The sequence below is a fragment of the Leclercia sp. M-A074-M genome (assembly GCF_965195605.1).
GTDB lineage: Bacteria > Pseudomonadota > Gammaproteobacteria > Enterobacterales > Enterobacteriaceae > Enterobacter.
The window spans coordinates 21178-45007 of record NZ_CBDAHM010000003.1 but is presented as its reverse complement, the minus strand read 5'-3'; the positions used below and the strand labels follow the sequence as shown (position 1 = coordinate 45007).

Annotated in this window: 22 protein-coding genes; 21 read left to right on the top strand and 1 reads right to left on the bottom strand. The window is 57.0% G+C overall.

The annotated features are described in order from the left end of the window. Positions 1-48: 48 nt before the first annotated feature. The 4 genes from araG (at position 49) to otsA (ending at position 4929) form a co-directional block, all read left to right on the top strand. Positions 49-1563, top strand: coding sequence for an L-arabinose ABC transporter ATP-binding protein AraG (gene araG, locus ACOKCT_RS06920; RefSeq protein WP_159339531.1), 1515 nt, complete (start codon positions 49-51; stop codon positions 1561-1563). Between the two features lie 14 nt (positions 1564-1577). Continuing rightward, positions 1578-2558, top strand: coding sequence for an arabinose ABC transporter permease AraH (gene araH / locus ACOKCT_RS06915; RefSeq protein WP_103180100.1), 981 nt, complete (start codon positions 1578-1580; stop codon positions 2556-2558). 165 nt (positions 2559-2723) lie between these two features. Continuing rightward, a complete protein-coding gene (gene otsB, locus ACOKCT_RS06910) occupies positions 2724-3530 on the top strand; it encodes a trehalose-phosphatase (RefSeq protein WP_103180099.1) in 807 nt (268 codons plus the stop codon). Continuing rightward, the gene (gene otsA, locus ACOKCT_RS06905) at positions 3505-4929 is read left to right on the top strand and encodes an alpha,alpha-trehalose-phosphate synthase (RefSeq protein ID WP_420193305.1); all 1425 of its coding nucleotides are present in this window, start codon (positions 3505-3507) and stop codon (positions 4927-4929) included. Before otsB ends, otsA begins: the two co-directional genes overlap by 26 nt. Before the next feature lie 19 nt (positions 4930-4948). On the opposite strand, the gene uspC is transcribed toward otsA, so the two are convergent. Continuing rightward, positions 4949-5377 (bottom strand): universal stress protein UspC, encoded by a 429-nt coding sequence (uspC, locus tag ACOKCT_RS06900; RefSeq protein ID WP_103180097.1) that lies wholly within the window; start codon positions 5375-5377, stop codon positions 4949-4951. A gap of 790 nt (positions 5378-6167) precedes the next feature. Here uspC and flhD point away from each other — a divergent pair. From flhD to cheZ, 17 genes are all read left to right on the top strand, one after another. Beyond that, a complete protein-coding gene (gene flhD, locus ACOKCT_RS06895) occupies positions 6168-6518 on the top strand; it encodes a flagellar transcriptional regulator FlhD (protein ID WP_103180096.1) in 351 nt (116 codons plus the stop codon). Between the two features lie 2 nt (positions 6519-6520). Then, positions 6521-7099 carry a flagellar transcriptional regulator FlhC gene (gene flhC / locus ACOKCT_RS06890; RefSeq protein WP_103180095.1) on the top strand — a complete coding sequence of 193 codons (579 nt, stop codon included), beginning with the start codon at positions 6521-6523 and terminating at the stop codon, positions 7097-7099. Between the two features lie 122 nt (positions 7100-7221). Further along, on the top strand, positions 7222-8109 hold the full coding sequence (gene motA, locus ACOKCT_RS06885) for a flagellar motor stator protein MotA (protein ID WP_103180094.1): 888 nt from the start codon (positions 7222-7224) through the stop codon (positions 8107-8109). Further along, positions 8106-9035 (top strand): flagellar motor protein MotB, encoded by a 930-nt coding sequence (gene motB / locus ACOKCT_RS06880; protein ID WP_103180093.1) that lies wholly within the window; start codon positions 8106-8108, stop codon positions 9033-9035. Before motA ends, motB begins: the two co-directional genes overlap by 4 nt. Before the next feature lie 4 nt (positions 9036-9039). Further along, entirely contained in the window at positions 9040-11067 is a 2028-nt protein-coding gene (gene cheA / locus ACOKCT_RS06875) for a chemotaxis protein CheA (RefSeq protein ID WP_159339530.1), read from the top strand. 21 nt (positions 11068-11088) lie between these two features. After that, complete coding sequence (cheW, locus tag ACOKCT_RS06870) at positions 11089-11592, top strand: chemotaxis protein CheW (protein WP_032611989.1); 504 nt, start codon at positions 11089-11091, stop codon at positions 11590-11592. Between the two features lie 477 nt (positions 11593-12069). Continuing rightward, entirely contained in the window at positions 12070-12639 is a 570-nt protein-coding gene (locus tag ACOKCT_RS06865; protein WP_159339529.1) for a spore coat U domain-containing protein, read from the top strand. 86 nt (positions 12640-12725) lie between these two features. Further along, positions 12726-13199, top strand: coding sequence for a spore coat U domain-containing protein (locus ACOKCT_RS06860; protein ID WP_420193403.1), 474 nt, complete (start codon positions 12726-12728; stop codon positions 13197-13199). 16 nt (positions 13200-13215) lie between these two features. Next, positions 13216-13971 (top strand): molecular chaperone, encoded by a 756-nt coding sequence (locus ACOKCT_RS06855; RefSeq protein ID WP_420193304.1) that lies wholly within the window; start codon positions 13216-13218, stop codon positions 13969-13971. Further along, positions 13947-16328 (top strand): fimbria/pilus outer membrane usher protein, encoded by a 2382-nt coding sequence (locus tag ACOKCT_RS06850; protein ID WP_159339526.1) that lies wholly within the window; start codon positions 13947-13949, stop codon positions 16326-16328. The genes ACOKCT_RS06855 and ACOKCT_RS06850 overlap by 25 nt, the downstream gene beginning before the upstream one ends. Next, positions 16325-17287, top strand: coding sequence for a spore coat U domain-containing protein (locus tag ACOKCT_RS06845; protein ID WP_103180087.1), 963 nt, complete (start codon positions 16325-16327; stop codon positions 17285-17287). The genes ACOKCT_RS06850 and ACOKCT_RS06845 overlap by 4 nt, the downstream gene beginning before the upstream one ends. 83 nt (positions 17288-17370) lie before the next feature. Then, positions 17371-19026: a methyl-accepting chemotaxis protein II gene (gene tar, locus ACOKCT_RS06840; protein ID WP_420193303.1), complete on the top strand. Its 1656-nt coding sequence runs from the start codon at positions 17371-17373 to the stop codon at positions 19024-19026. A 44-nt stretch (positions 19027-19070) separates the two neighbouring features. Then, on the top strand, positions 19071-20672 hold the full coding sequence (gene tap, locus ACOKCT_RS06835) for a methyl-accepting chemotaxis protein IV (protein ID WP_263950571.1): 1602 nt from the start codon (positions 19071-19073) through the stop codon (positions 20670-20672). 23 nt (positions 20673-20695) lie between these two features. Continuing rightward, on the top strand, positions 20696-21565 hold the full coding sequence (gene cheR / locus ACOKCT_RS06830; RefSeq protein WP_103180084.1) for a protein-glutamate O-methyltransferase CheR: 870 nt from the start codon (positions 20696-20698) through the stop codon (positions 21563-21565). Beyond that, positions 21562-22611, top strand: coding sequence for a protein-glutamate methylesterase/protein-glutamine glutaminase (locus ACOKCT_RS06825; protein ID WP_156654806.1), 1050 nt, complete (start codon positions 21562-21564; stop codon positions 22609-22611). The genes cheR and ACOKCT_RS06825 overlap by 4 nt, the downstream gene beginning before the upstream one ends. A 16-nt stretch (positions 22612-22627) precedes the next feature. After that, positions 22628-23017, top strand: coding sequence for a chemotaxis response regulator CheY (gene cheY / locus ACOKCT_RS06820; RefSeq protein WP_032611971.1), 390 nt, complete (start codon positions 22628-22630; stop codon positions 23015-23017). A gap of 10 nt (positions 23018-23027) precedes the next feature. Then, positions 23028-23672 carry a protein phosphatase CheZ gene (gene cheZ, locus ACOKCT_RS06815; RefSeq protein WP_103180082.1) on the top strand — a complete coding sequence of 215 codons (645 nt, stop codon included), beginning with the start codon at positions 23028-23030 and terminating at the stop codon, positions 23670-23672. Positions 23673-23830 lie beyond the last annotated feature (158 nt).

Here is a 23830-nt window from a genome sequence, read left to right as displayed (position 1 = left end):
CCGGGCATCGGGGGGCCAGACGTTCACTACTCGATCCTCGGAGACGTTATGCAACAGTCTGAACCGTATCTCTCTTTTCGCGGCATCGGCAAAACCTTTCCCGGTGTCAACGCGCTGACCGACATCAGCTTTGACTGCTATGCGGGTCAGGTTCATGCCCTGATGGGTGAGAACGGCGCCGGAAAATCCACGCTGTTGAAGATCCTCAGCGGTAACTACACCCCCACGACAGGCACCCTCGCCATCCAGGGCAAAGAGGTCGCCTTCGCGGACACCACCGCCGCGCTGAATGCCGGTGTCGCCATCATCTACCAGGAACTGCATCTGGTGCCGGAGATGACCGTGGCGGAGAACATCTATCTTGGGCAGCTTCCGCATAAAGGCGGTTTTGTTAACCGTTCGCTGCTCAACTATGAGGCCGGTCTGCAACTGAAGCACCTTGGGCTGGATATTGATCCCCAGACCCCACTGAAGTATCTCTCCATCGGCCAGTGGCAGATGGTGGAGATTGCCAAGGCGTTGGCGCGCAATGCCAAAATTATCGCTTTTGACGAACCCACCAGCTCGCTGTCGGCGCGTGAAATCGAGAACCTGTTCCGGGTGATCCGCGAGCTGCGCAAAGAGGGGCGCATCATTCTGTATGTGTCGCACCGTATGGAAGAGATCTTCGCCCTCAGCGACGCTATTACCGTGTTTAAAGATGGTCGCTATGTCCGCACCTTCAGCGACATGCAGCAGGTCAACCACGACCTGCTGGTGCAGGCGATGGTGGGGCGCGAACTGGGTGATATCTATCACTGGGAACCGCGCCAGTATGGCGGCGAACTGCTGCGCCTTGAAGAGGTTAAAGCCCCGGGCGTACGCACCCCGATAAGCCTGACGGTGCGCAGCGGTGAAATCGTTGGCCTCTTCGGGCTGGTAGGGGCAGGGCGCAGCGAGCTGATGAAAGGGTTGTTTGGCGGCACCCGCATCACCGCAGGCCAGGTGTTTATCGACGGCCAGCCTGTCGATATTCAGAAACCGGCCCATGCCATTCGCGCAGGGATGATGCTCTGCCCGGAAGACCGCAAGGCCGAAGGGATCATCCCGGTGCACTCGGTACGGGATAACATCAATATCTCGGCCCGCCGGAAGACCATCCGTGCCGGATGCCTGATTAACGACACCTGGGAGGTTAGCAACGCCGATCACCACATTCGTTCACTTAACATCAAAACCCCGGGCGCGGAACAGCTGATCATGAACCTCTCCGGTGGCAACCAGCAAAAGGCCATTCTGGGCCGCTGGCTGTCGGAAGAGATGAAGGTGATCCTGCTGGATGAACCGACGCGCGGTATCGACGTGGGCGCCAAGCACGAAATCTATAACGTCATTTACGCCCTGGCAAAACGTGGCGTGGCGGTGCTCTTCGCCTCCAGCGATCTGCCGGAAGTACTGGGCGTGGCCGACCGTATCGTGGTGATGCGTGAAGGGGCCATTGCCGGTGAATTGCTACATGAACAGGCGAATGAACAGCAGGCGTTAAGCCTCGCCATGCCTAAAGTCAGCCAGGCTGTCGCCTGAGTAAGGAGAATAAGATGTCCTCTGTCACTACATCCGGAGCGCCAAAATCGGCCTTCAGCTTTGGGCGGATCTGGGATCAATACGGCATGCTGGTCGTGTTTGCCGTACTGTTCCTCGGCTGCGCCATCTTTGTGCCTAACTTCGCCACCTTCATTAACATGAAAGGGCTGGGGCTCGCCATCTCCATGTCGGGCATGGTGGCCTGCGGGATGCTGTTCTGTCTGGCATCCGGCGACTTCGACCTGTCGGTCGCCTCGGTTATCGCCTGTGCGGGTGTCACCACTGCAGTGGTCATTAACATGACCGAAAGCCTGTGGATTGGTGTGGCGGCCGGGCTGCTGCTCGGTGTGCTCAGCGGGCTGGTGAACGGCTTCGTGATTGCGCGCCTGAAAATCAATGCCCTGATCACCACGCTCGCCACCATGCAGATTGTGCGCGGGCTGGCCTATATCATCTCTGACGGTAAAGCGGTGGGGATTGAAGATGAGCGCTTCTTTACCCTCGGCTACGCCAACTGGCTCGGTCTGCCAGCCCCTATATGGCTGACCGTCGGCTGCCTGATCATCTTTGGTTTCCTGCTCAACAGAACCACTTTTGGCCGCAATACCCTGGCGATTGGTGGTAATGAAGAGGCGGCGCGTCTGGCGGGTGTGCCGGTGGTACGGACCAAGATCATCATCTTCGTGCTTTCCGGTCTGGTGTCGGCGGCGGCGGGGATTATTCTGGCTTCACGTATGACCAGCGGCCAGCCAATGACCTCTATCGGCTATGAGCTGATCGTCATCTCAGCCTGCGTTTTAGGTGGCGTATCGCTGAAGGGCGGCATCGGAAAAATCTCATATGTGGTGGCCGGGATACTGATTCTTGGCACGGTTGAGAACGCCATGAATCTGCTGAACATCTCCCCGTTCTCGCAGTATGTGGTACGTGGCCTGATCCTGCTTGCGGCGGTGATTTTCGACCGTTACAAGCAAAAAGCAAAGCGCACCGTTTAACCCTTTTTTCCACCCCCTCCCGACTTAACTTTTAAGTGTAGCCCCCCTTCCCAGCCGCAGCGGGAAGGGGGATGTCAAATGGCGAGCCCCGTCACACTGTCTATACTTACATGGCTACTGAGATGTTTGCCGTTTTTCATCTCGCCAACTGTAAGGAGGATCAGGGTGGCCGATACGTTAACTTCACCGCCTTTACTATCAGAAAACTTTGCGTACTTTTTCGACCTCGACGGGACCCTTGCTACCATCAAGCCACACCCCGATGAGGTAGTTGTTCCCGCAGAAGTATTACAGGCACTGAATCAGCTGGCACAGCTGAATGAGGGGGCACTGGCATTGATATCAGGGCGTTCAATGGCCGAGCTGGACCAGCTCGCCAGACCCTACCGTTTCCCGCTTGCCGGTGTACACGGGGCGGAGCGCCGCGACATCCATGGTCATTCGCAATCCGTTTCCCTTCCCCCGGATCTGATCCAGACGCTGCATGCGCAGCTTACAACGGCGCTTTTATATCTGCCTGGCACCGAACTTGAAGCCAAAGGGATGGCATTTGCAATCCACTACCGTCAGGCTCAGGAATATGAGAAGAATATTTTCGCCCTGGCGGAACAGATCGTGCACGACAATCCGCAGCTGTCACTCCAGCCTGGTAAATGCGTGGTCGAAATCAAACCGAGAGGGATCCACAAAGGCGAGGCTATCTCAGCCTTTATGCATGAAGCGCCTTTCCTCGGCAGAACGCCGGTTTTCTTTGGTGATGACCTCACCGATGAGCATGGCTTTGAAGTGGTGAATCAGCTTAAAGGGGTATCAGTGAAAGTCGGCGCAGGTGAGACCAAAGCCAGCTGGCGGCTGGCTACGGTACCTGATGTCTGGCAATGGGTAATTAAAGCCGCTAACCATCAACAAGAACAAGAAATAGCGCAAATTAACAGGAGAAAACCTTATGGGTCGCTTGATCGTAGTTTCTAATCGCATCGCTCCCCCGGATGATAAAAAAGCCAGCGCAGGTGGCCTGGCTGTTGGGGTGCTGGGGGCGTTAAAAAATACGGGGGGGCTCTGGTTTGGCTGGAGTGGAGAGATTGGTAATGAGGACAAACCGCTAAAAAAGGTGACGCGCGGGAATATCACCTGGGCTTCATTTAATCTCAGTGAACAGAATTACGATGAGTATTACAGCCAGTTCTCCAACGCCGTGCTGTGGCCTGCGTTCCACTATCGCCTCGACCTGGTAAAGTTTAAGCGCGAGGCCTGGGAAGGGTACACGCGGGTCAATAGCCTGCTGGCCGATAAGCTGCTGCCGTTAGTCCAGCAGGACGACGTGCTATGGATCCACGATTATCATCTGCTGCCGTTTGCCGGCGAGCTGCGCAAGCGCGGCGTAAACAACCGGATTGGCTTCTTCCTGCATATTCCGTTCCCGACCCCGGAGATCTTCAACGCGCTGCCGCCGAGCGACGAGCTGCTTGAAGAGCTTTGTGATTACGACCTGCTGGGCTTCCAGACCGAAAATGACCGCCTGGCCTTCCTTGACAGCGTGGCCAGCAAAACGCGCCTGACGGCGCATGACGATGACTCGCACTCCGCCTGGGGCAAGCGCTTCCGCACTGAGGTCTATCCGATTGGTATTGAGCCGGACGAGATTATCGAGCAGGCCTCCGGGTCACTACCGCCTAAGCTGGCGCAGCTGAAAGAAGAGCTGAAGCACGTAAAAAACATCTTTTCCGTTGAGCGTCTCGATTACTCCAAAGGGCTGCCGGAACGCTTCCAGGCTTACGAGACCCTGCTGGAGAATTATCCTGAGCACCACGGTAAGATCCGCTATACCCAAATCGCACCGACCTCGCGCGGCGAGGTGCAGGCCTATCAGGACATCCGACATCAGCTTGAGAACGAAGCCGGTCGCATTAACGGCCGTTACGGCCAGTTGGGCTGGACGCCGCTGTTCTATCTCAACCAGCACTTTGAGCGCAAGATCCTGATGAAGGTGTTCCGCTATGCCGATGTCGGCCTGGTCACGCCGCTGCGTGACGGGATGAACCTGGTGGCGAAGGAGTATGTCGCCGCGCAGGATCCGGCCGATCCGGGCGTGCTGGTGCTGTCGCAGTTTGCCGGTGCCGCTAACGAGCTCACCTCGGCGCTGATCGTTAACCCGTACGATCGCGACGATGTGGCCAATGCTCTGCACCGTGCGCTGAATATGCCCCTCACGGAGCGTATTTCACGTCATGCCGACATGATGAAAGTGATCCGCGAAAATGACATAGACCGCTGGCAGGCGCGCTTCATTGAGGACCTGAACCAGATCACTCCCCGTAGCGTGGAGAGCAATCTGCAAAAAAAGGTCGCAACCTTTCCTAAATTAGCCTGATTATATTCCACTCGGCGTTTTATTCTGCGCCGAGTGGAATTAAAAGCACATCAACCTGACTGTTGCTGACGATTGTTTTAGCGGAACATGCTGCGCGTGAAAAAAAGCTGTGGTTGTGATTTCCGCATATCACCAGGTCTACCTTTTGCTTTTGACATATATCACTTATCTGCTCGCTTAATTCTCCTGTCGCGCACAAAGTTTGCGCGATGGGATATTCTGCGCGGGCAATGAGCTCGTCAAGAAATTGCCTGGTTTCCTCCTGAAGAACACCACGAATATCTTCCAGCATCGGTGCTGCCAGTTGATTATACATCTCTGGTTCGGCCATTAACGTGACCACCGTAATACGCGCCTGCGTTGGCCTGGCGATAGCAACCGCTTTGGCGATCAATTGATGACTTTCAGGAGAAACTGAAACAGAAACAAGGATATGGGAATAGCTCATTTTACCCACCTTCATTGTGTGGTTATTGCACATACTTCAGCATTAGCGCGAATGCTTTTTTTGCGCAATAGCCAAAGATGGCATTAGTGTGACAGTTGTCATAATTATTCATTAATTATTCTTATGCAATGAATTGCAGGGGGACTGGACGAAAGGGCAAAAATCCGCTTCCTAAACGTAAATCATGCGCTTTGAGCCCGCTGTAATCGCAAAAAATCCACCTAAATGCTTCAACTAAAAATGATAACGCCAGGTAATAACTTTTGTCACTTTTTCATATAAGCCTTTGTTTTAAAACCATATTGACAAAGTGTTTCTGTGATAGATATGGACTGGTTTGTTGCCAGTTTACGCTATGACAACGACAGGCAATTAACATGCCCTCTTTGTTCATACTTCTGCATGAATATTCGCCCGGAAAGAATATATTCTGCGCTTAATTGCTCATAAAACAAACAAATTAGAAGGAGTGCTGATGGATTTTTGGGTAAAATTCACTTATATTATGTGATCTGCGTCACATTTTTTTTAAATTTCAGGTGAAGCCACATTGTATGTGGTACATCGGACGGGTAAAGTTGCCGCGAATTAGGAAAAGTCTTAGTTAATTGTAAGAAGCGATAAATGTGTAAGAGACAGATTTTGTTTTTCTTAACGTGATTCATCGATACAAAACTTAATTCAACTATGCGTTTTAGCCTTTTCTTTTTTTTACCGGGGTTTTCCCGGCGACATCACGGGGTGCGGGTTGACCGCACAAGAAATTAAAGTGTTATTCGGGAAGGAATAAATGAACACATCCGAATTGCTAAAACACATCTATGACATCAACCTGTCATATTTATTACTTGCACAACGTTTGATTAGCCAGGATAAAGCCTCTGCAATGTTTCGTCTGGGTATTCAGGAAGAAATGGCCACCACGCTTGGCGGTTTAACGTTGCCGCAAATGGTTAAACTGGCCGAGACAAACCAACTGGTTTGCCAGTTCCGCTTTGATAATCACCAGACCGTCACGCAGCTGACGCAGGAATCCCGCGTGGATGATCTGCAACAGGTTCACACCGGCATTCTGCTTTCTACCCGTTTGCTTAACGAAATCAGCCAGCCTGATGACGTAGCCCGTAAGAAAAGGGCCTAAAAATGAGTGAGAAGAGCATTGTTCAGGAAGCGCGTGATATTCAACTGGCCATGGAACTGATTACGCTAGGTGCTCGTTTGCAAATGCTGGAAAGCGAAACCCAGCTGAGCCGTGGCCGTCTTATCAAGTTGTATAAAGAATTACGTGGCAGCCCACCCCCAAAAGGGATGCTGCCATTCTCTACCGACTGGTTTATGACCTGGGAGCAGAATATTCATGCTTCCATGTTCTGTAATGCCTGGCAGTACCTGCTCAAGACCGGCTTATGCAGCGGCGTTGATGCGGTCATTAAAGCGTACAAACTTTACCTCGAGCAGTGCCCGCAGCCTGAAGAAGGCCCTTTGCTGGCCCTGACCCGCGCATGGACATTGGTGCGTTTTGTTGAGAGCGGATTGCTGGAACTCTCCCGCTGCAACTGCTGCAGCGGCAACTTTATCACCCATGCACATCAGCCCGCGGGCAGCTTCGCCTGCAGTTTGTGCCAACCACCGTCTCGTGCGGTAAAAAGACGTAAACTTTCCCGGGATGCTGCCGATAGTAATCCACAACTGCTGGATGAACAGATCGAACAGGCTGTTTAACCCTAACGTGTGGGCAAGGATCCAGCAGCGGTAAGAGATTACCGCTGCTTTTTTTTGCCACGCAGAAGGATAAACCCCGACCTGCGCATCCTGGCTACAGTCACTAGCGGAAGGATGATGTCGTGCTTATCGTATTAGGTTACCTGGTAGTTCTCGGTACAGTTTTCGGCGGTTACATGATGACCGGCGGGCACCTTGGGGCACTCTATCAACCGGCCGAACTGATTATTATCGGTGGTGCAGGGGTGGGGGCGTTTATCGTTGGCAACAACGGCAAGGCGATCAAGGGAACGTTAAAAGCGTTGCCGTTACTGTTCCGTCGTTCGAAATACACCAAAAGTATGTATATGGACCTTCTGGCGCTGCTCTATCGCCTGATGGCCAAGTCGCGTCAACAGGGGATGTTCTCCCTGGAGCGCGATATTGAGAATCCGAAAGAGAGCGAGATCTTTGCCAGCTACCCGCGCATTATCGCCGATAAGATGATGCTTGAGTTTATCGTCGACTATCTGCGTCTGATCATCAGCGGCAACATGAACACCTTCGAAATCGAAGCGTTGATGGATGAAGAGATTGAGACGCATGAAAGCGAAGCTGAAGTCCCGGCCAACAGCCTGGCGATGGTGGGTGACTCCCTGCCTGCATTCGGTATCGTTGCGGCGGTCATGGGGGTCGTTCACGCCCTGGCCTCGGCGGATCGTCCGGCGGCTGAACTGGGCGCCTTGATCGCGCACGCCATGGTGGGAACCTTCCTCGGCATCCTGCTGGCGTACGGATTTATCTCTCCGCTGGCGACCGTATTGCGTCAGAAGAGCGCTGAAACCACCAAAATGATGCAGTGCGTCAAAATCACGCTGCTCTCGAATCTTAACGGTTATGCCCCGCCGATCGCGGTAGAGTTTGGCCGTAAAACCCTGTACTCCAGCGAGCGTCCGTCGTTTATTGAGCTTGAAGAGCACGTGCGCGCTGTGAAGAACCCAAACCAGCAGACGAGCACTGAGGACGCATGAAAAACCAGTCCCATCCCATCGTCATAGTCAAAAAGCGCAAGCATAAAGGGCATGGAGGCCATCATGGTGGCTCGTGGAAAATCGCCTACGCCGATTTCATGACCGCGATGATGGCGTTTTTCCTGGTGATGTGGCTGATCTCTATCTCCAGCCCGAAAGAGCTGATTCAGATCGCAGAGTATTTCCGTACCCCGCTGGCAACGGCGGTGTCGGGGGGGCCGCGTATCTCCAACAGCGACAGCCCGATCCCGGGCGGTGGAGATGACTACACGCAAAAGCAGGGTGAGGTGAAGCGCGAGCCGAACATCGACGAGCTGAAAAGACGCATGGAGCAGAGCCGCCTGAAAAAACTGCGCGGCGATCTGGATCAGCTGATCGAAGCGGATCCGAAGCTGCGCGCCCTGCGTCCGCACCTGAAGATCGATCTCGTTCAGGAGGGGCTGCGCATTCAGATTATCGACAGCCAGAACCGTCCCATGTTTAAAACCGGCAGCGCCGATGTGGAGCCCTATATGCGCGACATCCTGCGCGCCATTGCGCCAGTGCTGAACGGGATCCCTAACCGAATCAGTCTTTCCGGTCACACCGATGACTTCCCTTACGCCGGTGGCGAAAAAGGGTATAGCAACTGGGAGCTCTCGGCAGATCGTGCAAACGCATCCCGTCGTGAGCTGGTGATCGGCGGGCTGGACGATGGCAAAGTGCTGCGCGTCGTCGGCATGGCCGCTACCATGCGCGTGACCGACCGCGGCCCGGACGACGCCATCAACCGCCGTATTAGTCTCTTAGTGCTCAACAAACAGGCAGAGCAGGCCATCCTGCACGAAAATGCCGAAAGTCAGAATGAGTCACTGGATGATTTAAAACAGCCAGGCCCTGCGCCTTCGGCTGCCGTTCCAACATCGCCACCAGCCAATCCGAGGTGATAGCGTGAGCATGGATATTAGCGATTTTTACCAGACGTTTTTTGATGAAGCCGACGAGTTGTTGGCGGATATGGAGCAACACCTGCTGGACCTGGTGCCCGAGGCGCCGGATTCAGAGCAGCTCAACGCCATATTTCGCGCAGCTCACTCCATTAAAGGAGGCGCCGGTACGTTTGGCTTTACCATTTTGCAGGAAACCACTCATCTGATGGAGAACCTGCTCGATGAGGCCCGACGCGGTGAGATGCAGCTCAATACCGACATTATTAACCTGTTTTTGGAAACGAAAGACATTATGCAGGAACAGCTCGATGCCTATAAAAGCTCGGAAGAGCCGGACGCTGCCAGCTTTGAATATATCTGCAACGCGCTGCGTCAGTTAGCGCTGGAAGCCAAAGGCGAGACGGCAGCCGTTGCCGTCAGCCCGGCAAAACTGAGCGTTGTTGAGCCCGCTCCGGCGGCCGCGCCTGCCGCTGACAACCGTCTGCGCGTGGTGCTGTCCCGCCTGAAAGAGAGCGAAGTTAACCTTCTGGAAGAAGAGCTGAGCAATCTCGCCACCCTGAGCAACGTGGTGAAGGGCAAGGACACGCTGGCAGCTAACCTCGATGGCGGCATCAGCAAAGATGACGTGATCGCCGTGCTCTGTTTTGTCATTGAACCTGAGCAGATTGACTTTGAGGCCGTGACCGATGCACCGGCTGCAGAAACGGCGGAAGTGGCCGAAGTCGCGGCTGCACCGGCGGTACCGGCCGTGGCACCTGCCGCGCCTGCGCTGAAAGCCGTTCCGGGCGAATCCGCTGCGCCAAACCGCGGCGAGCGTGAAAAACCGGCCGCCCGCTCCAGCGAATCGACCAGTATTCGTGTCGCTGTGGAAAAAGTGGATCAGCTGATTAACCTGGTGGGCGAACTGGTGATCACCCAGTCGATGCTGGCCCAGCGCTCCAACGAGCTGGACCCGGTCAACCACGGCGATCTCATCACCAGCATGGGCCAGTTACAACGTAACGCCCGCGATCTGCAGGAATCGGTGATGTCCATCCGTATGATGCCGATGGAGTATGTCTTCAGCCGCTTCCCGCGTCTGGTGCGCGACCTGGCGGGCAAGCTCAATAAGCAAATCGAACTGACGCTGATGGGCAGCTCCACCGAGCTGGATAAAAGCCTGATTGAGCGCATTATCGACCCGTTAACGCACCTGGTGCGTAACAGCCTTGACCACGGGATCGAACTGCCGGAAAACCGTGTTGCCGCAGGGAAATCCCCGGTGGGTAACCTGATTTTGTCTGCGGAACACCAGGGCGGGAACATCTGCATCGAAGTGACCGATGACGGCGCAGGCCTGAATCGCGAGCGTATCCTGGCGAAAGCGATGTCGCAGGGGATGGCGGTCAGCGAAAACATGACCGACGAAGAGGTGGGCATGCTGATCTTTGCCCCAGGCTTCTCCACCGCGGAGCAGGTCACAGATGTCTCCGGGCGCGGCGTGGGTATGGACGTGGTGAAACGTAACATCCAGGAGATGGGCGGCCACGTTGAGATCAAGTCGAAGCAGGGCTCAGGCACCACTATCCGCATTCTGCTGCCGCTGACGCTGGCGATCCTCGACGGCATGTCGGTCAAAGTGGCGGACGAAGTGTTCATCCTGCCGCTGAACGCGGTGATGGAATCGCTGCAGCCGCGTGAAGAAGATCTGCACCCGCTGGCAGGCGGTGAGCGCGTGCTGGAAGTGCGTGGCGAATACCTGCCGCTGGTGGAACTGTGGAAAGTGTTCGACGTGGACGGCGCCAAAACAGAAGCCACGCAGGGGATTGTGGTTATTCTGCAAAGCGCAGGCCGCCGTTACGCTCTGCTGGTCGATCAGCTGATTGGTCAGCATCAGGTGGTGGTGAAGAACCTCGAGAGCAACTACCGCAAAGTACCTGGCATTTCAGCCGCCACCATCCTCGGCGATGGCAGCGTGGCGCTGATCGTCGATGTTTCGGCGCTTCAGGGATTAAATCGTGAACAACGTATGGCGCACACAGCCGCCTGATTCAGTTAAGAAGGTAAAAAAATGACCGGTATGAGTAATGTAACCAAGCTGGCCGGCGAGCCATCAGGGCAGGAATTCCTGGTTTTCACCTTAGGTGACGAAGAGTACGGTATCGATATTCTGAAGGTGCAGGAGATCCGTGGCTATGATCAGGTGACCCGCATCGCCAACACGCCAGATTTCATTAAAGGCGTGACCAACCTGCGTGGCGTTATCGTGCCAATCGTCGACCTGCGCGTGAAGTTCAGCCAGGGCGATGTCGAGTATGATGACAATACGGTCGTGATCGTGCTCAATCTGGGCCAGCGCGTGGTCGGGATTGTGGTTGATGGGGTTTCCGATGTCCTCTCCCTGACCGCCGAGCAGATCCGCCCGGCGCCGGAATTCGCGGTTACGCTGTCCACCGAATACCTGACCGGTCTGGGGGCGCTCGGTGACCGTATGCTGATTCTGGTGAATATCGAGAAGCTGCTGAACAGTGATGAGATGGCGCTGCTGGACGTGGCGGCAAGCCACGTAGCCTGACGCCATCACCGCTGCGGCGGCCAGGACAACACTTCAAGGGGACCATGCTGGTCCCCTTATTTATTTTTCCCGTTATGTACCGACCTGCTCTTATTTTCTGCCCGTCATTTATTCAAATTGTGAATATATTCATCATCCGAATCCAGGTAATAGTTTCTCTGGCTTAACTCTTATTTAACCGCTATTAAAATAACCAATGAAAACAAGAAGATATATTGTGATCTGTATCACATTATTCCTATTTTTTATCTCGTCTGGCTTCGATGTTCAGGAGTTTTAAAAATTTATCCTATTGTTATTAAAAGATAATTTTTGTCAATACGCCGTTTGTCTTAGCCGTCTGGCTAAAGTGGTTGTTCGCGGTGCCTTAATCTAAATTGATTTTAACCACCTATTAACAATAGTAATGGGTGCTAACAATTTGAGCGTTATCAAAAATAGAGGATAACGACGGCGACATTTTCTGGAGGGTGGAAAATGAACAGAAAAATTTTGGTGTTATTGGCGGGATCGGCCCTGGCGATGGCGGCAGTTCCGGCACAGGCGGTAACCAGCAGCGGGACCATTGGCGCAACCCTGACCTTGACCAACGGCTGCCTGATCAACGGATCGCCAAACCAGAACGGCATTAACTTCGGTACCCTCGATTTCGGTACCCATCCGGCAACCTTCTCCACGCTCACCACCCAGCTCACCGGAGCCAATGGGGGCAATACCTTTACCATCCAGTGCACCACCGACAGCTACACGGTCGCCATTACCGGCAATACCAATTCCACCTCGCCGGGAACGGTTGTGGGTACGCCCGGCACGCCAGCGCGCTATCTGGTCAACACCGCGAATACCGCTCAGGGTGTGGCATATAGCCTGTTCAGCGACAGCAGCTTTAACAACGTGATCGCCAATAACGCGCCGATCCCGGTGGCCTCTACCGCAGGCGGGGTTAATAGCTACACGCTCTATGGCCGTATTACCGGCGGCGGCAACAGCGTCACCGTGGTCCCTGGCACCTACACCGACACCATAAACGTCAGCGTCACTTACTAGCCGCGCGATTGATGAAGCGCGTGACCATATCACTCCTGTCGTGGAGTGAGGGGAGGCTGCATGCCATTTTTTGCCTGGTCGCCCTGATGCTGACGACGACCAGTGCCCGGGCGGTGACCAGCCAGTCGTTTCAGGTGAATGCCACCATTACTCCCGGCTGCTCGGTGACTTCCGGCACCGGCGGAGTCCTGGGGGCGCTCAATTTTGGCAGCTACAGCGGGGTGCAGAGCGGCCAGGTCAGCACCAGCTTTGTGCCTAATGGTTCGCTGAGTATCGCCTGCACGCCGGGGGTGGCGCTGAGCATGAGCATCGACGGCGGACAGTATTACGCCTCGGTGCGCAATATGCAGCGCGCCGGCGGCACCCAACGGGTCGCCTACCGGCTCTACAGCAGCAGTTCGCTGGGGGCAAACAGCGAAATCGGCGTTAACCAGGCCGTACCCGTAACCTATACCAATAGCAATAACATCGCCCTGCCGCTGTTTGGCGTGGCGCTTCTGACGGGCTTTAGCCCGGCCGGGAACTATTCAGATCAACTCACCGTGACCTTGTCCTGGTGATACAGGGAGAACGACCATGAAGGCATTTGCAAGCGGCCCGCTGGCGCTGCTGGTGGCGCTGGGGATAACGGCGCACGCCGCCCAGGGCGCGGCATCCATTCTGCTGTGGCCCATCGATCCCTGGCTATCGGCCGATACCAAAGCGACCGAGCTGTGGGTGCAAAACCAGGGCAACAGCGCCACCACCATGCAGGTGCGCATTGTGCGCTGGCGCCAGGAGGGCGGCCTTGAGCGCTACACCGCCCAGCAGGAGGTGGTAGCCAGCCCGCCGATTGTCACTATTGCCAAAGGCAGCAAGCAGCTTATTCGCCTGATAAAACAGGGCGAGGTGCCGATGGGGGTTGAGCAGGCCTACCGCATCATCGTCGACGAAATTCCCCAGCCTCAGGACAACACCACGCCGCAGATCGGCCTTAAGCTGCAGATGCGCTACTCCATTCCGCTGTTTGTTTACGGCCAGGGGATCGAAACCATCAAAGAGGGGGAGCATCATGCCCTTGCCGAGCCGCGCAACCTGAGCTGGCGGGTTATCCGCGAAAACGGCCAGCCCGCGCTGCAGGTACGTAACCGGGGTGATGTCCACGTTCGGCTCAGTCAGGTTTCCCTGACTCAGGGCGGACAGAAAAGGACCATGGCGGACGGTCTGCTGGGGTATGTTTTGCCGGGCAGCGAACGCAGCTGGCCTCTCCCCTCAGGCATCACCCAGCCGGGTCAGATGAGTGCGCAAATTAATGCCAGGGATACCGAATGGCAGTCGGCCCCCGTCAACTGAAACCCACGATGATGATCCTGCTTTGCGTCTCCACGGCAGGCTGGGCCAACACCGGCGACGATGCGCTACCGCCGCCGCCCGCGCCCCAGTCCCTGAACGACGAAGCGGTCTTTCAGCTGGCGCTGATCGTCAACCACTACGATACCGGGCTGGTGGTGCCTGTCACCCGGCGCAACGGCGATTATCTGGTCTCCAGCGCTGACCTGCTGCGCGCAGGCCTGCCGCCGGAAAATGTCCCGCCGGGGGAGGTTAATCTGACGACCCTCGCCGATGTGCGCAGCGAGTATGACAGCGCCGGGCAGCGCCTGCTGTTGAGCGTGCCCCGGGAGTGGATCTCCGCCCGGGTCACCCCCTTTGGCGGCGAGCTGACCCAGAGCACTCCCCACTACGGCAGAGGGGCGCTGCTCAACTATGACTTCTATACCAGCAAGACCGATCATGCGGGCGGGCAAGCCTCGCTCTGGCATGAGTTCCGCTACTTTGACGAGCGGGGTTCTCTCTCCTCCACCGGCTTTGTGCGCAAAAACCTCTCCGGCGGCAGCATGCAGGAGGGATACGTGCGTTACGACACCACGCTGCTGGTCACCAATGAAGATAATGCCACCACCTGGACCGCCGGGGATGTCATCAGCGATGCCGTCAGCTGGAGCAGCAGCGTGCGCATGGGGGGCATCAGCTATGGCCGCGACTTTTCCCTCCGCCCGGATCTGGTCACCTGGCCGCTGCCGGAGTTCTCCGGGGAAGCGGCGGTGCCCACCTCGGTAGACCTGTTCGTTAACGGCTATCGCGCCGGCTCCACCCGCCTGCAGCCGGGGCCGTTCACCCTCACCAATCTACCCTATATCAACGGCGCCGGAGATGCGGTGCTGGTCACCACCGATGCGTTGGGCCGCCAGGTGAGCACCACGCTGCCGTTTTACGTCACCAGCGAACTACTGAAGGCGGGGCTGAGCGACGGGGCGGTGACCCTCGGCAGCCTGCGCCGCAACTACGGTATTGAAAGCTTTGATTACGGCCCGGCGGCGGGGAGCGGCTCTTACCGCTATGGGCTGACCGACTGGCTGACCCTCGAAGGACATGGCGAAGGGGCCGAAGAGCTGGCGCTGGGCGGTGTGGGTACGGTGGTAAAAATGGGGCGTTTCGGCGTGGTCAATACCGCATATACCCGCAGCCGGATGTATGGTGAAGAGGGGGGGCAGATTAACTGGGGCTACCAGTACAGCACCAGCGAATTCAGCATTGCTACCCAGCACAGCCGCCGGGATCGCGGCTTTGGCAACCTGGCCCTCTACGACCAGCCGACGGTATACGACGAATTCAACCAGCCCATCGCCAGCCTTAGCCGCAATACGGACCAGTACTCCCTGAGCCTTAATCTGGGTGATTATGGCAATATCGGCGCCGCCTGGATTGGGGTGGAGAGTTTCGACAGCGAGAAAACCGAGCTGCTCAACCTCTCCTGGAGCCGCAACCTGTGGCGCAGCAGCAGTATCTATCTTGCCGCCAGCCGGGACCAGCAGCGGGGCGACTGGACGGTCGCCCTGTCGCTGCAAATTCCGCTCGGCGAACGCGACAGTGCCGCCGTCACCCTGGAAAACACCCCGGACGCGGGCAGCACCCAGCGCATCAACTACAACCACGCCATGCCCACCGACGGCGGCTTTAGCTGGAACATGGCCCTGGCGAACCAGTCCCGATCCCGCAGCTACCAGCAGGCCTCGCTGGGCTGGCGTAACAACAATATTGAAGTGCAGGGCGGCACCTACGGCGAGCGCGACATGATGACCTGGTGGGGCGAGGCGCTGGGCTCGCTGGTGCTGATGGACGGCGAACTCTTTGCCGCCAATAAGATCAACGACGCCTTCGTGGTCATCAGCACCGACGGCAAGCCCGACGTGCCGGTAAGCTACGAAAACCAGCCGGTGGGAAAAACCAACCAAAATGGCTACCTGCTGGTGAGCGGCGTATCCGCCTACTATCCGGCGAGCTACAGCATCAACACCCTGAACCTGCCCGCCGATACCCGGCTAAAAGAGACCGAGCGGCGGGTGGCGCTGCGCCGCAACAGCGGGTATCTGGTGGATTTCCCGATGGAGGAGGAGCGGGTGGCCAGCGTGATCCTGCACGACGGCGAGGGCCAGGATATTCCGCTCGGCAGCCAGGTGCGACGCGCCTCACGCGCCCCGGCCACCGTGGGCTATGATGGCATCGCCTGGCTGGAGAACCTGAATGACGTTAACCCACTGGAGGTGCGCACCCCGGAGGGCAAATATTGCCAGGTGACCCTGACCCTTGCCCCTAACCCGGACCATAAGCTGCAAACTTACGGCCCGCTGACCTGCAGGCTGGCACCATGAGGCGCCTGCTGCTGTTACTGCTGCTGTTGGTCTCCGGTACCGGCTGGGGGGCCTGTACCGTCAGTACCGTCAACGCCAGCTTTGGCAGCGTGACCTCTTTCGCCCTGAGTGGGGGCAACGAGGTACAGACCACCGGCACCCTGGTGGTAAGCTGCGATGCGGTGCTAAACCTGCTGACCAACGACTCCATTACCCTCAACTACACCGGCGCCACCGTCAGCGCCGCCAGCCGCGCCACCCTGAAACGCACCGATAACGCCACCATCACCGATGTTATTCCCACCCGACTGTGCGGTGCGTCGGGCTGCACCGGCACCAGCGAAGTGCAGATCGCCCGCTCCTACACCTGGAGCGGTAGCACGCTGCTGGGGCTGCTCGGTTCCAGGCAGTACAATATTCCGCTCTATTTCCGCACCGTCGCCGGGCAGAACGTCAGCGCCGGGCCCTATCAGGTGACGCTTAACTTCAGCGTTAATTACAACGTCTGCCAGGTAGGGGCCGTGGGGCTCTGCCTGACCCCCCAGACCGGTACGGCGGTGACCAGCATCACCCTCAATATGAACGTCACCAATGATTGCAGCGCCATGACCACCCCGAACATCAACTTTAACAGCGCGCCGCTGGTACAGAATTTCCCTACCATCTCCCAGTCCATCGCCGTCACCTGCACCAAGGGCAGCGCCTATACCATCGGCATCAATAACGGCCTCAACGCCCTGAATAATGTCCGGCGCATGGCCAGCGGCAACAACCGCATGAGCTATGAGATCTATAAAGAGGCCACCGCCAACCGCTGGGGCGTAAGCGGCACCGAGCGCTGGTCGAGCGGAGCCTCATCCCAGGTGAGTACCGACGGCCTGCTGCGCACCTATAACTACACTGCCCGCATCCTCCCCAACCAGACCACGCCCCCTGCCGGCAACTACAGCGATACCCTCGTGGTAGACGTCGCGTTCTGAACCGCGCTTTTCCCTTTCGCAAATGTAAAGTTCCTCTCAGTTGTGCCGATAACACCGAGAACAAAACAATGAGAAGGTGTTGTATGTTGAACCGTATGCGCGTTGTGACAATGCTGATGTTGGTGCTGGCTGTCTTCGCTCTGCTGCAGCTCGTTTCCGGCAGTCTCTTTTTCTCTTCCATTAAAGCCAACCAGGACAGTTTCGCGGTTTCTAACGCGTTCCGGGTTCAACAAAGTGAAATCACCTCCACCTGGGATTACCTGCTGCAAACGCGCATCAACCTGAGCCGCGCCTCCGCACGTATGGTGACCGATCCCGCTAAGCCGCAAACGGAACTGATGAACAGCGCCCGCACTACGCTGGCGGAAGCGGATAAACACTTCAAAGCTTACAGCGCCATCCCTCCACAGCCTTCGATGGAGCAGGTGAGCCAGACCATCAATGAGGCATACCGGGACTATGCAGCGGCGCTCACTGAACTGATCCAGTTCCTTGATAACGGCAACATGGAGGCCTATTTCGCCCAGGCAACCCAGTCAAAACAGAACGCGCTGGGGAGCGCTCTGCGGGATTACGTTTCCGCGTCCGACGCGCGTAACCAGGCGGCGTTTAATGCCAGCGTGAAGGATTACACCTTCGCCAAATGGCAGATGGGGATCCTGGCCCTGGCGCTGGCGATCGTACTGGTGGGGGTCTGGTACGGCATTCGCCATACCCTGCTTAACCCGTTAAACCGTGTCATCGACCATATCCGTCACATTGCCAGCGGCGATCTGACCCAGTCCCTGACCATCACCGGGCGCAGCGAAATCACCCAGCTGGCCATCAGCGTTGACCACATGCAGCGCTCGCTGAGCGAGACGGTGGCGAACGTGCGTCAGGGCTCGGAGGCCATCTACACCGGCACCAGCGAAATCGCAATGGGTAACAACGACCTCTCCTCCCGTACCGAGCAACAGGCGTCGGCGCTGGAAGAGACCGCGGCCAGCATGGAGCAGCTCACCGCCACCGTGAAACAGAATGCGGATAACGCCCGCCAGGCCTCACAGCTGGCGAACAGCGCCTCTGAAACCGCACAGCGCGGCGGCAAGGTGGTGGATGGCGTGGTGAAAACCATGCACGACATCGCCGGAAGCTCGAAGAAGATCGCTGACATTATCAGCGTGATCGACGGTATCGCCTTCCAGACCAATATCCTGGCGCTGAACGCCGCGGTAGAAGCGGCGCGTGCCGGTGAGCAGGGGCGCGGCTTTGCGGTGGTCGCCGGTGAAGTGCGTAACCTTGCCAGCCGCAGCGCCAACGCGGCGAAAGAGATCAAAGCTCTGATTGAAGACTCTGTCGCGCGCGTCGACACCGGCTCGGTGCTGGTGGAGAGCGCGGGCGAAACCATGAATGACATCGTGAATGCCGTTACCCGCGTCACGGACATTATGGGGGAAATTGCCTCCGCTTCCGATGAGCAGAGCCGTGGTATCGACCAGGTGGCCCTGGCGGTATCGGAAATGGATCGCGTCACACAACAAAACGCCTCGCTGGTTCAGGAGTCCGCAGCCGCTGCGGCGCAACTGGAAGAGCAGGCGAGCCGTCTGAAGATGGCCGTCTCGGCGTTTCGTCTTAACTCTGGACCTGCAAGCACGGTTTCATCGCGCGTCAGCCCGCAACCGGCCGCGCCGGTTAACGCACCGGCTTACGTACGCGCAGTGGCAACCGGGAAAGATGAGAATTGGGAAACATTTTGATTGTACGTTAAATCGCGGCTGCTGGCCGCTAAATGGGAGCGTGGATGTTAAATCGTATTCGTATCTCGACCACCCTGTTTTTGATTTTGATTCTCTGTGGGGTGTTGCAGGTTGGCAGTAACGGCTTGTCATTTTGGGCTTTTCGCGATGGTTATCAAAATTTACAGGAGATGCAGGGCAGTAATCAGCAGCGTGAGCTGCTTACCCAGAGTCGGGCAGTCTTGTTGCAGGCCAGCACGGCGCTGAATAAAGCGGGCACCTTAACCGCCCTGAGCTATCCGCCCGATGACATTAAGGCGCTGATGGTGACCGCACGCGGTAGCCTGAAGCAGGCTGATGGCCTGTTCAAAACCTTTAGCGGCCAGGCGGCGATTAGCGCGAAGGACGCAGAGCTGAAAAAAGCGATGCAGGGTGCGTTCAGCCAGTGGTATGGCGATCTGGAGCATCAGGCGACGTGGCTTGAGAACAACCAGCTGTCAGATTTTCTGACCGCACCAGTGCAGGAATCGCAGGCGGCATTTGACGCCAGCACCGACGCCTGGCAGCAGGAGATCAATAACTTTGTGCAGGCGGCGGGGAATGACAGCCGCAACAGCTACCACATGTCCGGCGTGATTTTCGCCACCATGATTGTGCTGGCGGTGTTGCTGACCAGCGCCGCGCTGTTCTGGTCGCGCAAGATGATTGTCCAGCCGCTGGCAATTATCAGCAGCCATTTCGACAGCATTGCCAAAGGCGATCTGGCGCGGCCGGTGGCGGTATACGGCAAAAATGAAATTTCGGCCATTTTCGCCAGCCTGAAGGCGATGCAGGGCTCGCTGCGTGAAACGGTATCGGAGGTGCGTCAGGGCAGTTACGCCATGCACACCGGGATCGCCGAAATTGCCGAGGGCAATAACGATCTCTCTTCGCGCACCGAGCAGCAGGCGGCATCGCTGGCGCAAACGGCAGCCAGCATGGAGCAGTTAACCGCCACCGTCGGGCAGAACGCCGACAACGCCCGCCAGGCCTCTGGTCTGGCAAAGAGCGCGGCGCAGACGGCGAAGAAGGGGGGCGAACAGGCATCCCACGTGGCGAACACCATGAATGAGATCGCCGCCAGTTCGCAAAAGATTGGCGACATCATCAGCGTGATCGATGGCATCGCGTTCCAGACCAATATTCTGGCGCTGAACGCCGCGGTCGAAGCCGCCCGCGCGGGTGAGCAAGGGCGTGGCTTTGCGGTGGTGGCCGGCGAGGTCCGTAACCTGGCGAGCCGCAGCGCCAACGCGGCGAAAGAGATTAAGGTGCTGATTGAAGAGTCGGTGTCCCGCGTTCAGCAGGGTTCGGCGCTGGTGGATACGGCGGCGAAAACCATGACCGAGATCGTCAGCTCGGTCACCCGGGTTAACGACATTATGGGCGAAATCGCCTCCGCATCCGATGAACAGCGCCGCGGTATTGAGCAGGTGGCGCAGGCGGTAAGTCAGATGGATCAGGTGACTCAGCAGAACGCCGCGCTGGTGGAAGAGGCCGCGGCAGCCACCGATCAGTTAGCCGGCCAGGCGGATCACCTTACCTCGCTGGTGGCAGTATTTAATGTGAATGAACGTGTTGAAACAGTTACAGAAGTCGGGCGGTCGCAGGCCGTACCAGTCGGAACCTGAACGTGATTAAGTAAGAAGGCGCTATGACATCACCACTGCCCTCAGGGCAATCGTCATTATTGTTACAGATGACACAGCGCCTCGCGCTGTCCGACGCGCATTTCCGTCGGATATGTCAATTAATCTACCAGCGCGCGGGGATTGTGCTGGCCGATCACAAGCGGGACATGGTCTACAACCGCCTTGTGCGTCGCCTGCGCACGCTCGGACTGGATGATTTTGGTCGCTATCTGGGGATGCTGGAAGCAAATCCAAACAGCGCGGAATGGCAGGCGTTTATCAACTCCCTGACCACCAACCTGACCGCCTTTTTCCGGGAAGCACACCACTTCCCGGTGCTGGCGGAGCATGCCCGCCGCCGCAGCGGCGGCGAATATCGCGTCTGGAGCGCGGCGGCGTCGACAGGGGAAGAGCCTTACTCGCTCGCCATCACCCTGGCCGACACGCTGGGTACCGCCCCGGGCCGCTGGAAGGTGATCGCCAGCGATATAGATACCGAGGTGCTGCAAAAAGCACAGAGCGGGATCTATCGCCAGGAGGAGCTAAAAACGCTGTCACCCCAGCAGCTTCAGCGCTACTTCATGCGTGGCACCGGTCCGCACGAAGGGCTGGTGCGGGTGCGTAGCGAACTGGCAAATGCGGTGGAGTTCTCCATGGTCAACCTGCTGGAGAAGCAGTACAACGTGGCGGGGCCTTTTGACGCCATTTTCTGTCGTAACGTGATGATCTATTTCGACAAAACGACGCAGCAGGAGATCCTGCGCCGCTTTGTGCCGTTGCTCAAACCTGACGGTTTACTGTTTGCCGGGCACTCGGAGAACTTCAGCAATCTTGTGCGCGAGTTTAGCCTGCGTGGCCAGACGGTATATGCGCTGAGTAAGGATAAAGCATGAGTAAAATCAGGGTCTTGTCAGTTGATGATTCAGCGTTAATGCGCCAGATCATGACTGAGATTATCAACAGCCACAGCGACATGGAGATGGTGGCGACGGCCCCCGATCCGTTGGTAGCCCGGGATTTAATTAAAAAATATAACCCCGACGTGCTGACCCTGGATGTCGAAATGCCGCGCATGGACGGCATCGACTTCCTCGAAAAGTTAATGCGTCTGCGGCCGATGCCGGTGGTGATGGTCTCTTCTCTGACCGGCAAAGGGTCCGAAATCACCCTGCGGGCGCTGGAGCTGGGGGCGGTGGATTTCGTCACCAAACCGCAGCTTGGCATTCGCGAGGGGATGCTGGCGTACAGCGAGATGATCGCGGAAAAAATTCGTACCGCGGCAAGGGCGCGGGTTGCTACGCATAAGCCGCTGGCGGCCCCGGCCACCCTGAAAGCCGGTCCGCTGCTGAGCTCGGAAAAGCTGCTGGTTATCGGCGCCTCTACCGGCGGAACAGAGGCAATTCGTCATGTACTCCAGCCATTGCCGCTTTCAAGCCCAGGTATTCTGATCACTCAACATATGCCGCCAGGCTTTACCCGCTCGTTTGCGGAGCGTCTGAACAAGCTGTGTCAGATTAGCGTGAAAGAGGCGGAGGATGGCGAACGCGTTCTGCCGGGGCATGCCTATATCGCCCCGGGCGACAAGCATATGGAGCTGGCGCGCAGCGGCGCTAACTATCAAATCAAAATTCATGACGGGCCGCCGGTTAACCGGCACCGTCCGTCGGTGGATGTGCTGTTTCATTCGGTGGCGAAACACGCGGGGCGCAACGCCGTTGGGGTGATCCTGACGGGGATGGGCAACGATGGCGCCGCCGGAATGCTGGCGATGCACCAGGCTGGCGCCTGGACCATCGCGCAGAATGAAGCAAGTTGTGTGGTGTTCGGCATGCCGCGCGAGGCCATCAATATGGGTGGCGTCAGCGAAGTGGTCGATCTTAGTCAGGTTAGTCAGCAGATGCTGGCGAAAATCAGTGCCGGACAGGCAATACGTATTTAACGAGGAGTGTAGTTTTATGGCGGACAAAGAGCTCAAGTTTTTGGTTGTGGATGACTTTTCCACCATGCGTCGCATCGTGCGCAACCTGCTTAAAGAGCTGGGTTTTAATAACGTAGAAGAAGCAGAAGACGGCGTTGATGCGCTGAACAAACTGAATGCCGGCGGCTTTGGTTTTGTTATTTCCGACTGGAACATGCCGAACATGGATGGTCTGGAACTGCTGAAAACCATTCGTGCGAATGCCGCGATGGCCTCTATGCCTGTGTTGATGGTGACGGCTGAAGCGAAGAAAGAGAACATCATTGCTGCGGCACAGGCTGGCGCAAGCGGATATGTGGTGAAACCATTCACCGCGGCAACCCTGGAAGAAAAACTCGGTAAGATCTTCGAGAAACTCGGCATGTGAGGTACGGGAGATGATGCAGCCTTCGATTAAACCTACGGATGAGCATTCACCCGGCGACATAATTGCCCGCATCGGCAGCCTGACGCGTATGTTGCGCGACAGCCTGCGTGAGCTGGGCCTGGATCAGGCGATTGCGGAAGCGGCGGAAGCGATTCCCGATGCCCGCGACCGTCTGGATTATGTTGTACAGATGACTGCCCAGGCGGCAGAGCGTGCGCTGAACAGTGTTGAAGCGTCACAGCCGCATCAGGACGAGATGGAAAAGGGCGCAAAAGCGCTGACCAAACGCTGGGACGAATGGTTCGAAAATCCGATCGAACTCTCCGACGCCCGCGAACTGGTGACCGATACTCGTCACTACCTGAAAGCGGTGCCGGACCATACCAGCTTCACTAATGCCCAGCTGCTGGACATCATGATGGCGCAGGATTTCCAGGACCTTACGGGTCAGGTGATCAAGCGCATGATGGACGTGATCCAGGAGATTGAGCGTCAGCTGTTAATGGTGCTGCTGGAGAACATGCCGGAACCTTCCGCACGTCCACAACGCGAAAACGAAAGCCTGCTGAATGGCCCCCAGCTCGACACCACCAAAGCCGGTGTCGTGGCAAGCCAGGACCAGGTGGACGACCTGCTGGACAGCTTAGGGTTCTGATAGCCTGCGTTTTGCTGGAATTGCCGGGTGGCGCTGCGCTTACCCGGCCTACAAAACCTGCAATATCATCATATTGCGCGGTTCCGGTAGGCCTGTGCAAGCGAAGCGCCGCCAGGCAAAAACGCTACCTGTAAAGGTGGCGTTTTGTTCTTCCATTT

Excerpts from the sequence above, each read along its gene's own strand:
- araG (WP_159339531.1), top strand. The coding sequence starts at position 49 with ATGCAACAGTCTGAACCGTATCTCTCTTTTCGCGGCATCGGCAAAACC.
- araH (WP_103180100.1), top strand. The coding sequence starts at position 1,578 with ATGTCCTCTGTCACTACATCCGGAGCGCCAAAATCGGCCTTCAGCTTT.
- otsA (WP_420193305.1), top strand. The coding sequence starts at position 3,505 with ATGGGTCGCTTGATCGTAGTTTCTAATCGCATCGCTCCCCCGGATGAT.
- uspC (WP_103180097.1), bottom strand. The coding sequence starts at position 5,377 with ATGAGCTATTCCCATATCCTTGTTTCTGTTTCAGTTTCTCCTGAAAGT.
- flhD (WP_103180096.1), top strand. The coding sequence starts at position 6,168 with ATGAACACATCCGAATTGCTAAAACACATCTATGACATCAACCTGTCA.
- flhC (WP_103180095.1), top strand. The coding sequence starts at position 6,521 with ATGAGTGAGAAGAGCATTGTTCAGGAAGCGCGTGATATTCAACTGGCC.
- motB (WP_103180093.1), top strand. The coding sequence starts at position 8,106 with ATGAAAAACCAGTCCCATCCCATCGTCATAGTCAAAAAGCGCAAGCAT.
- cheW (WP_032611989.1), top strand. The coding sequence starts at position 11,089 with ATGACCGGTATGAGTAATGTAACCAAGCTGGCCGGCGAGCCATCAGGG.
- ACOKCT_RS06865 (WP_159339529.1), top strand. The coding sequence starts at position 12,070 with ATGAACAGAAAAATTTTGGTGTTATTGGCGGGATCGGCCCTGGCGATG.
- ACOKCT_RS06860 (WP_420193403.1), top strand. The coding sequence starts at position 12,726 with ATGCTGACGACGACCAGTGCCCGGGCGGTGACCAGCCAGTCGTTTCAG.
- ACOKCT_RS06855 (WP_420193304.1), top strand. The coding sequence starts at position 13,216 with ATGAAGGCATTTGCAAGCGGCCCGCTGGCGCTGCTGGTGGCGCTGGGG.
- ACOKCT_RS06850 (WP_159339526.1), top strand. The coding sequence starts at position 13,947 with ATGGCAGTCGGCCCCCGTCAACTGAAACCCACGATGATGATCCTGCTT.
- ACOKCT_RS06845 (WP_103180087.1), top strand. The coding sequence starts at position 16,325 with ATGAGGCGCCTGCTGCTGTTACTGCTGCTGTTGGTCTCCGGTACCGGC.
- tar (WP_420193303.1), top strand. The coding sequence starts at position 17,371 with ATGTTGAACCGTATGCGCGTTGTGACAATGCTGATGTTGGTGCTGGCT.
- tap (WP_263950571.1), top strand. The coding sequence starts at position 19,071 with ATGTTAAATCGTATTCGTATCTCGACCACCCTGTTTTTGATTTTGATT.
- cheR (WP_103180084.1), top strand. The coding sequence starts at position 20,696 with ATGACATCACCACTGCCCTCAGGGCAATCGTCATTATTGTTACAGATG.
- ACOKCT_RS06825 (WP_156654806.1), top strand. The coding sequence starts at position 21,562 with ATGAGTAAAATCAGGGTCTTGTCAGTTGATGATTCAGCGTTAATGCGC.
- cheY (WP_032611971.1), top strand. The coding sequence starts at position 22,628 with ATGGCGGACAAAGAGCTCAAGTTTTTGGTTGTGGATGACTTTTCCACC.
- cheZ (WP_103180082.1), top strand. The coding sequence starts at position 23,028 with ATGATGCAGCCTTCGATTAAACCTACGGATGAGCATTCACCCGGCGAC.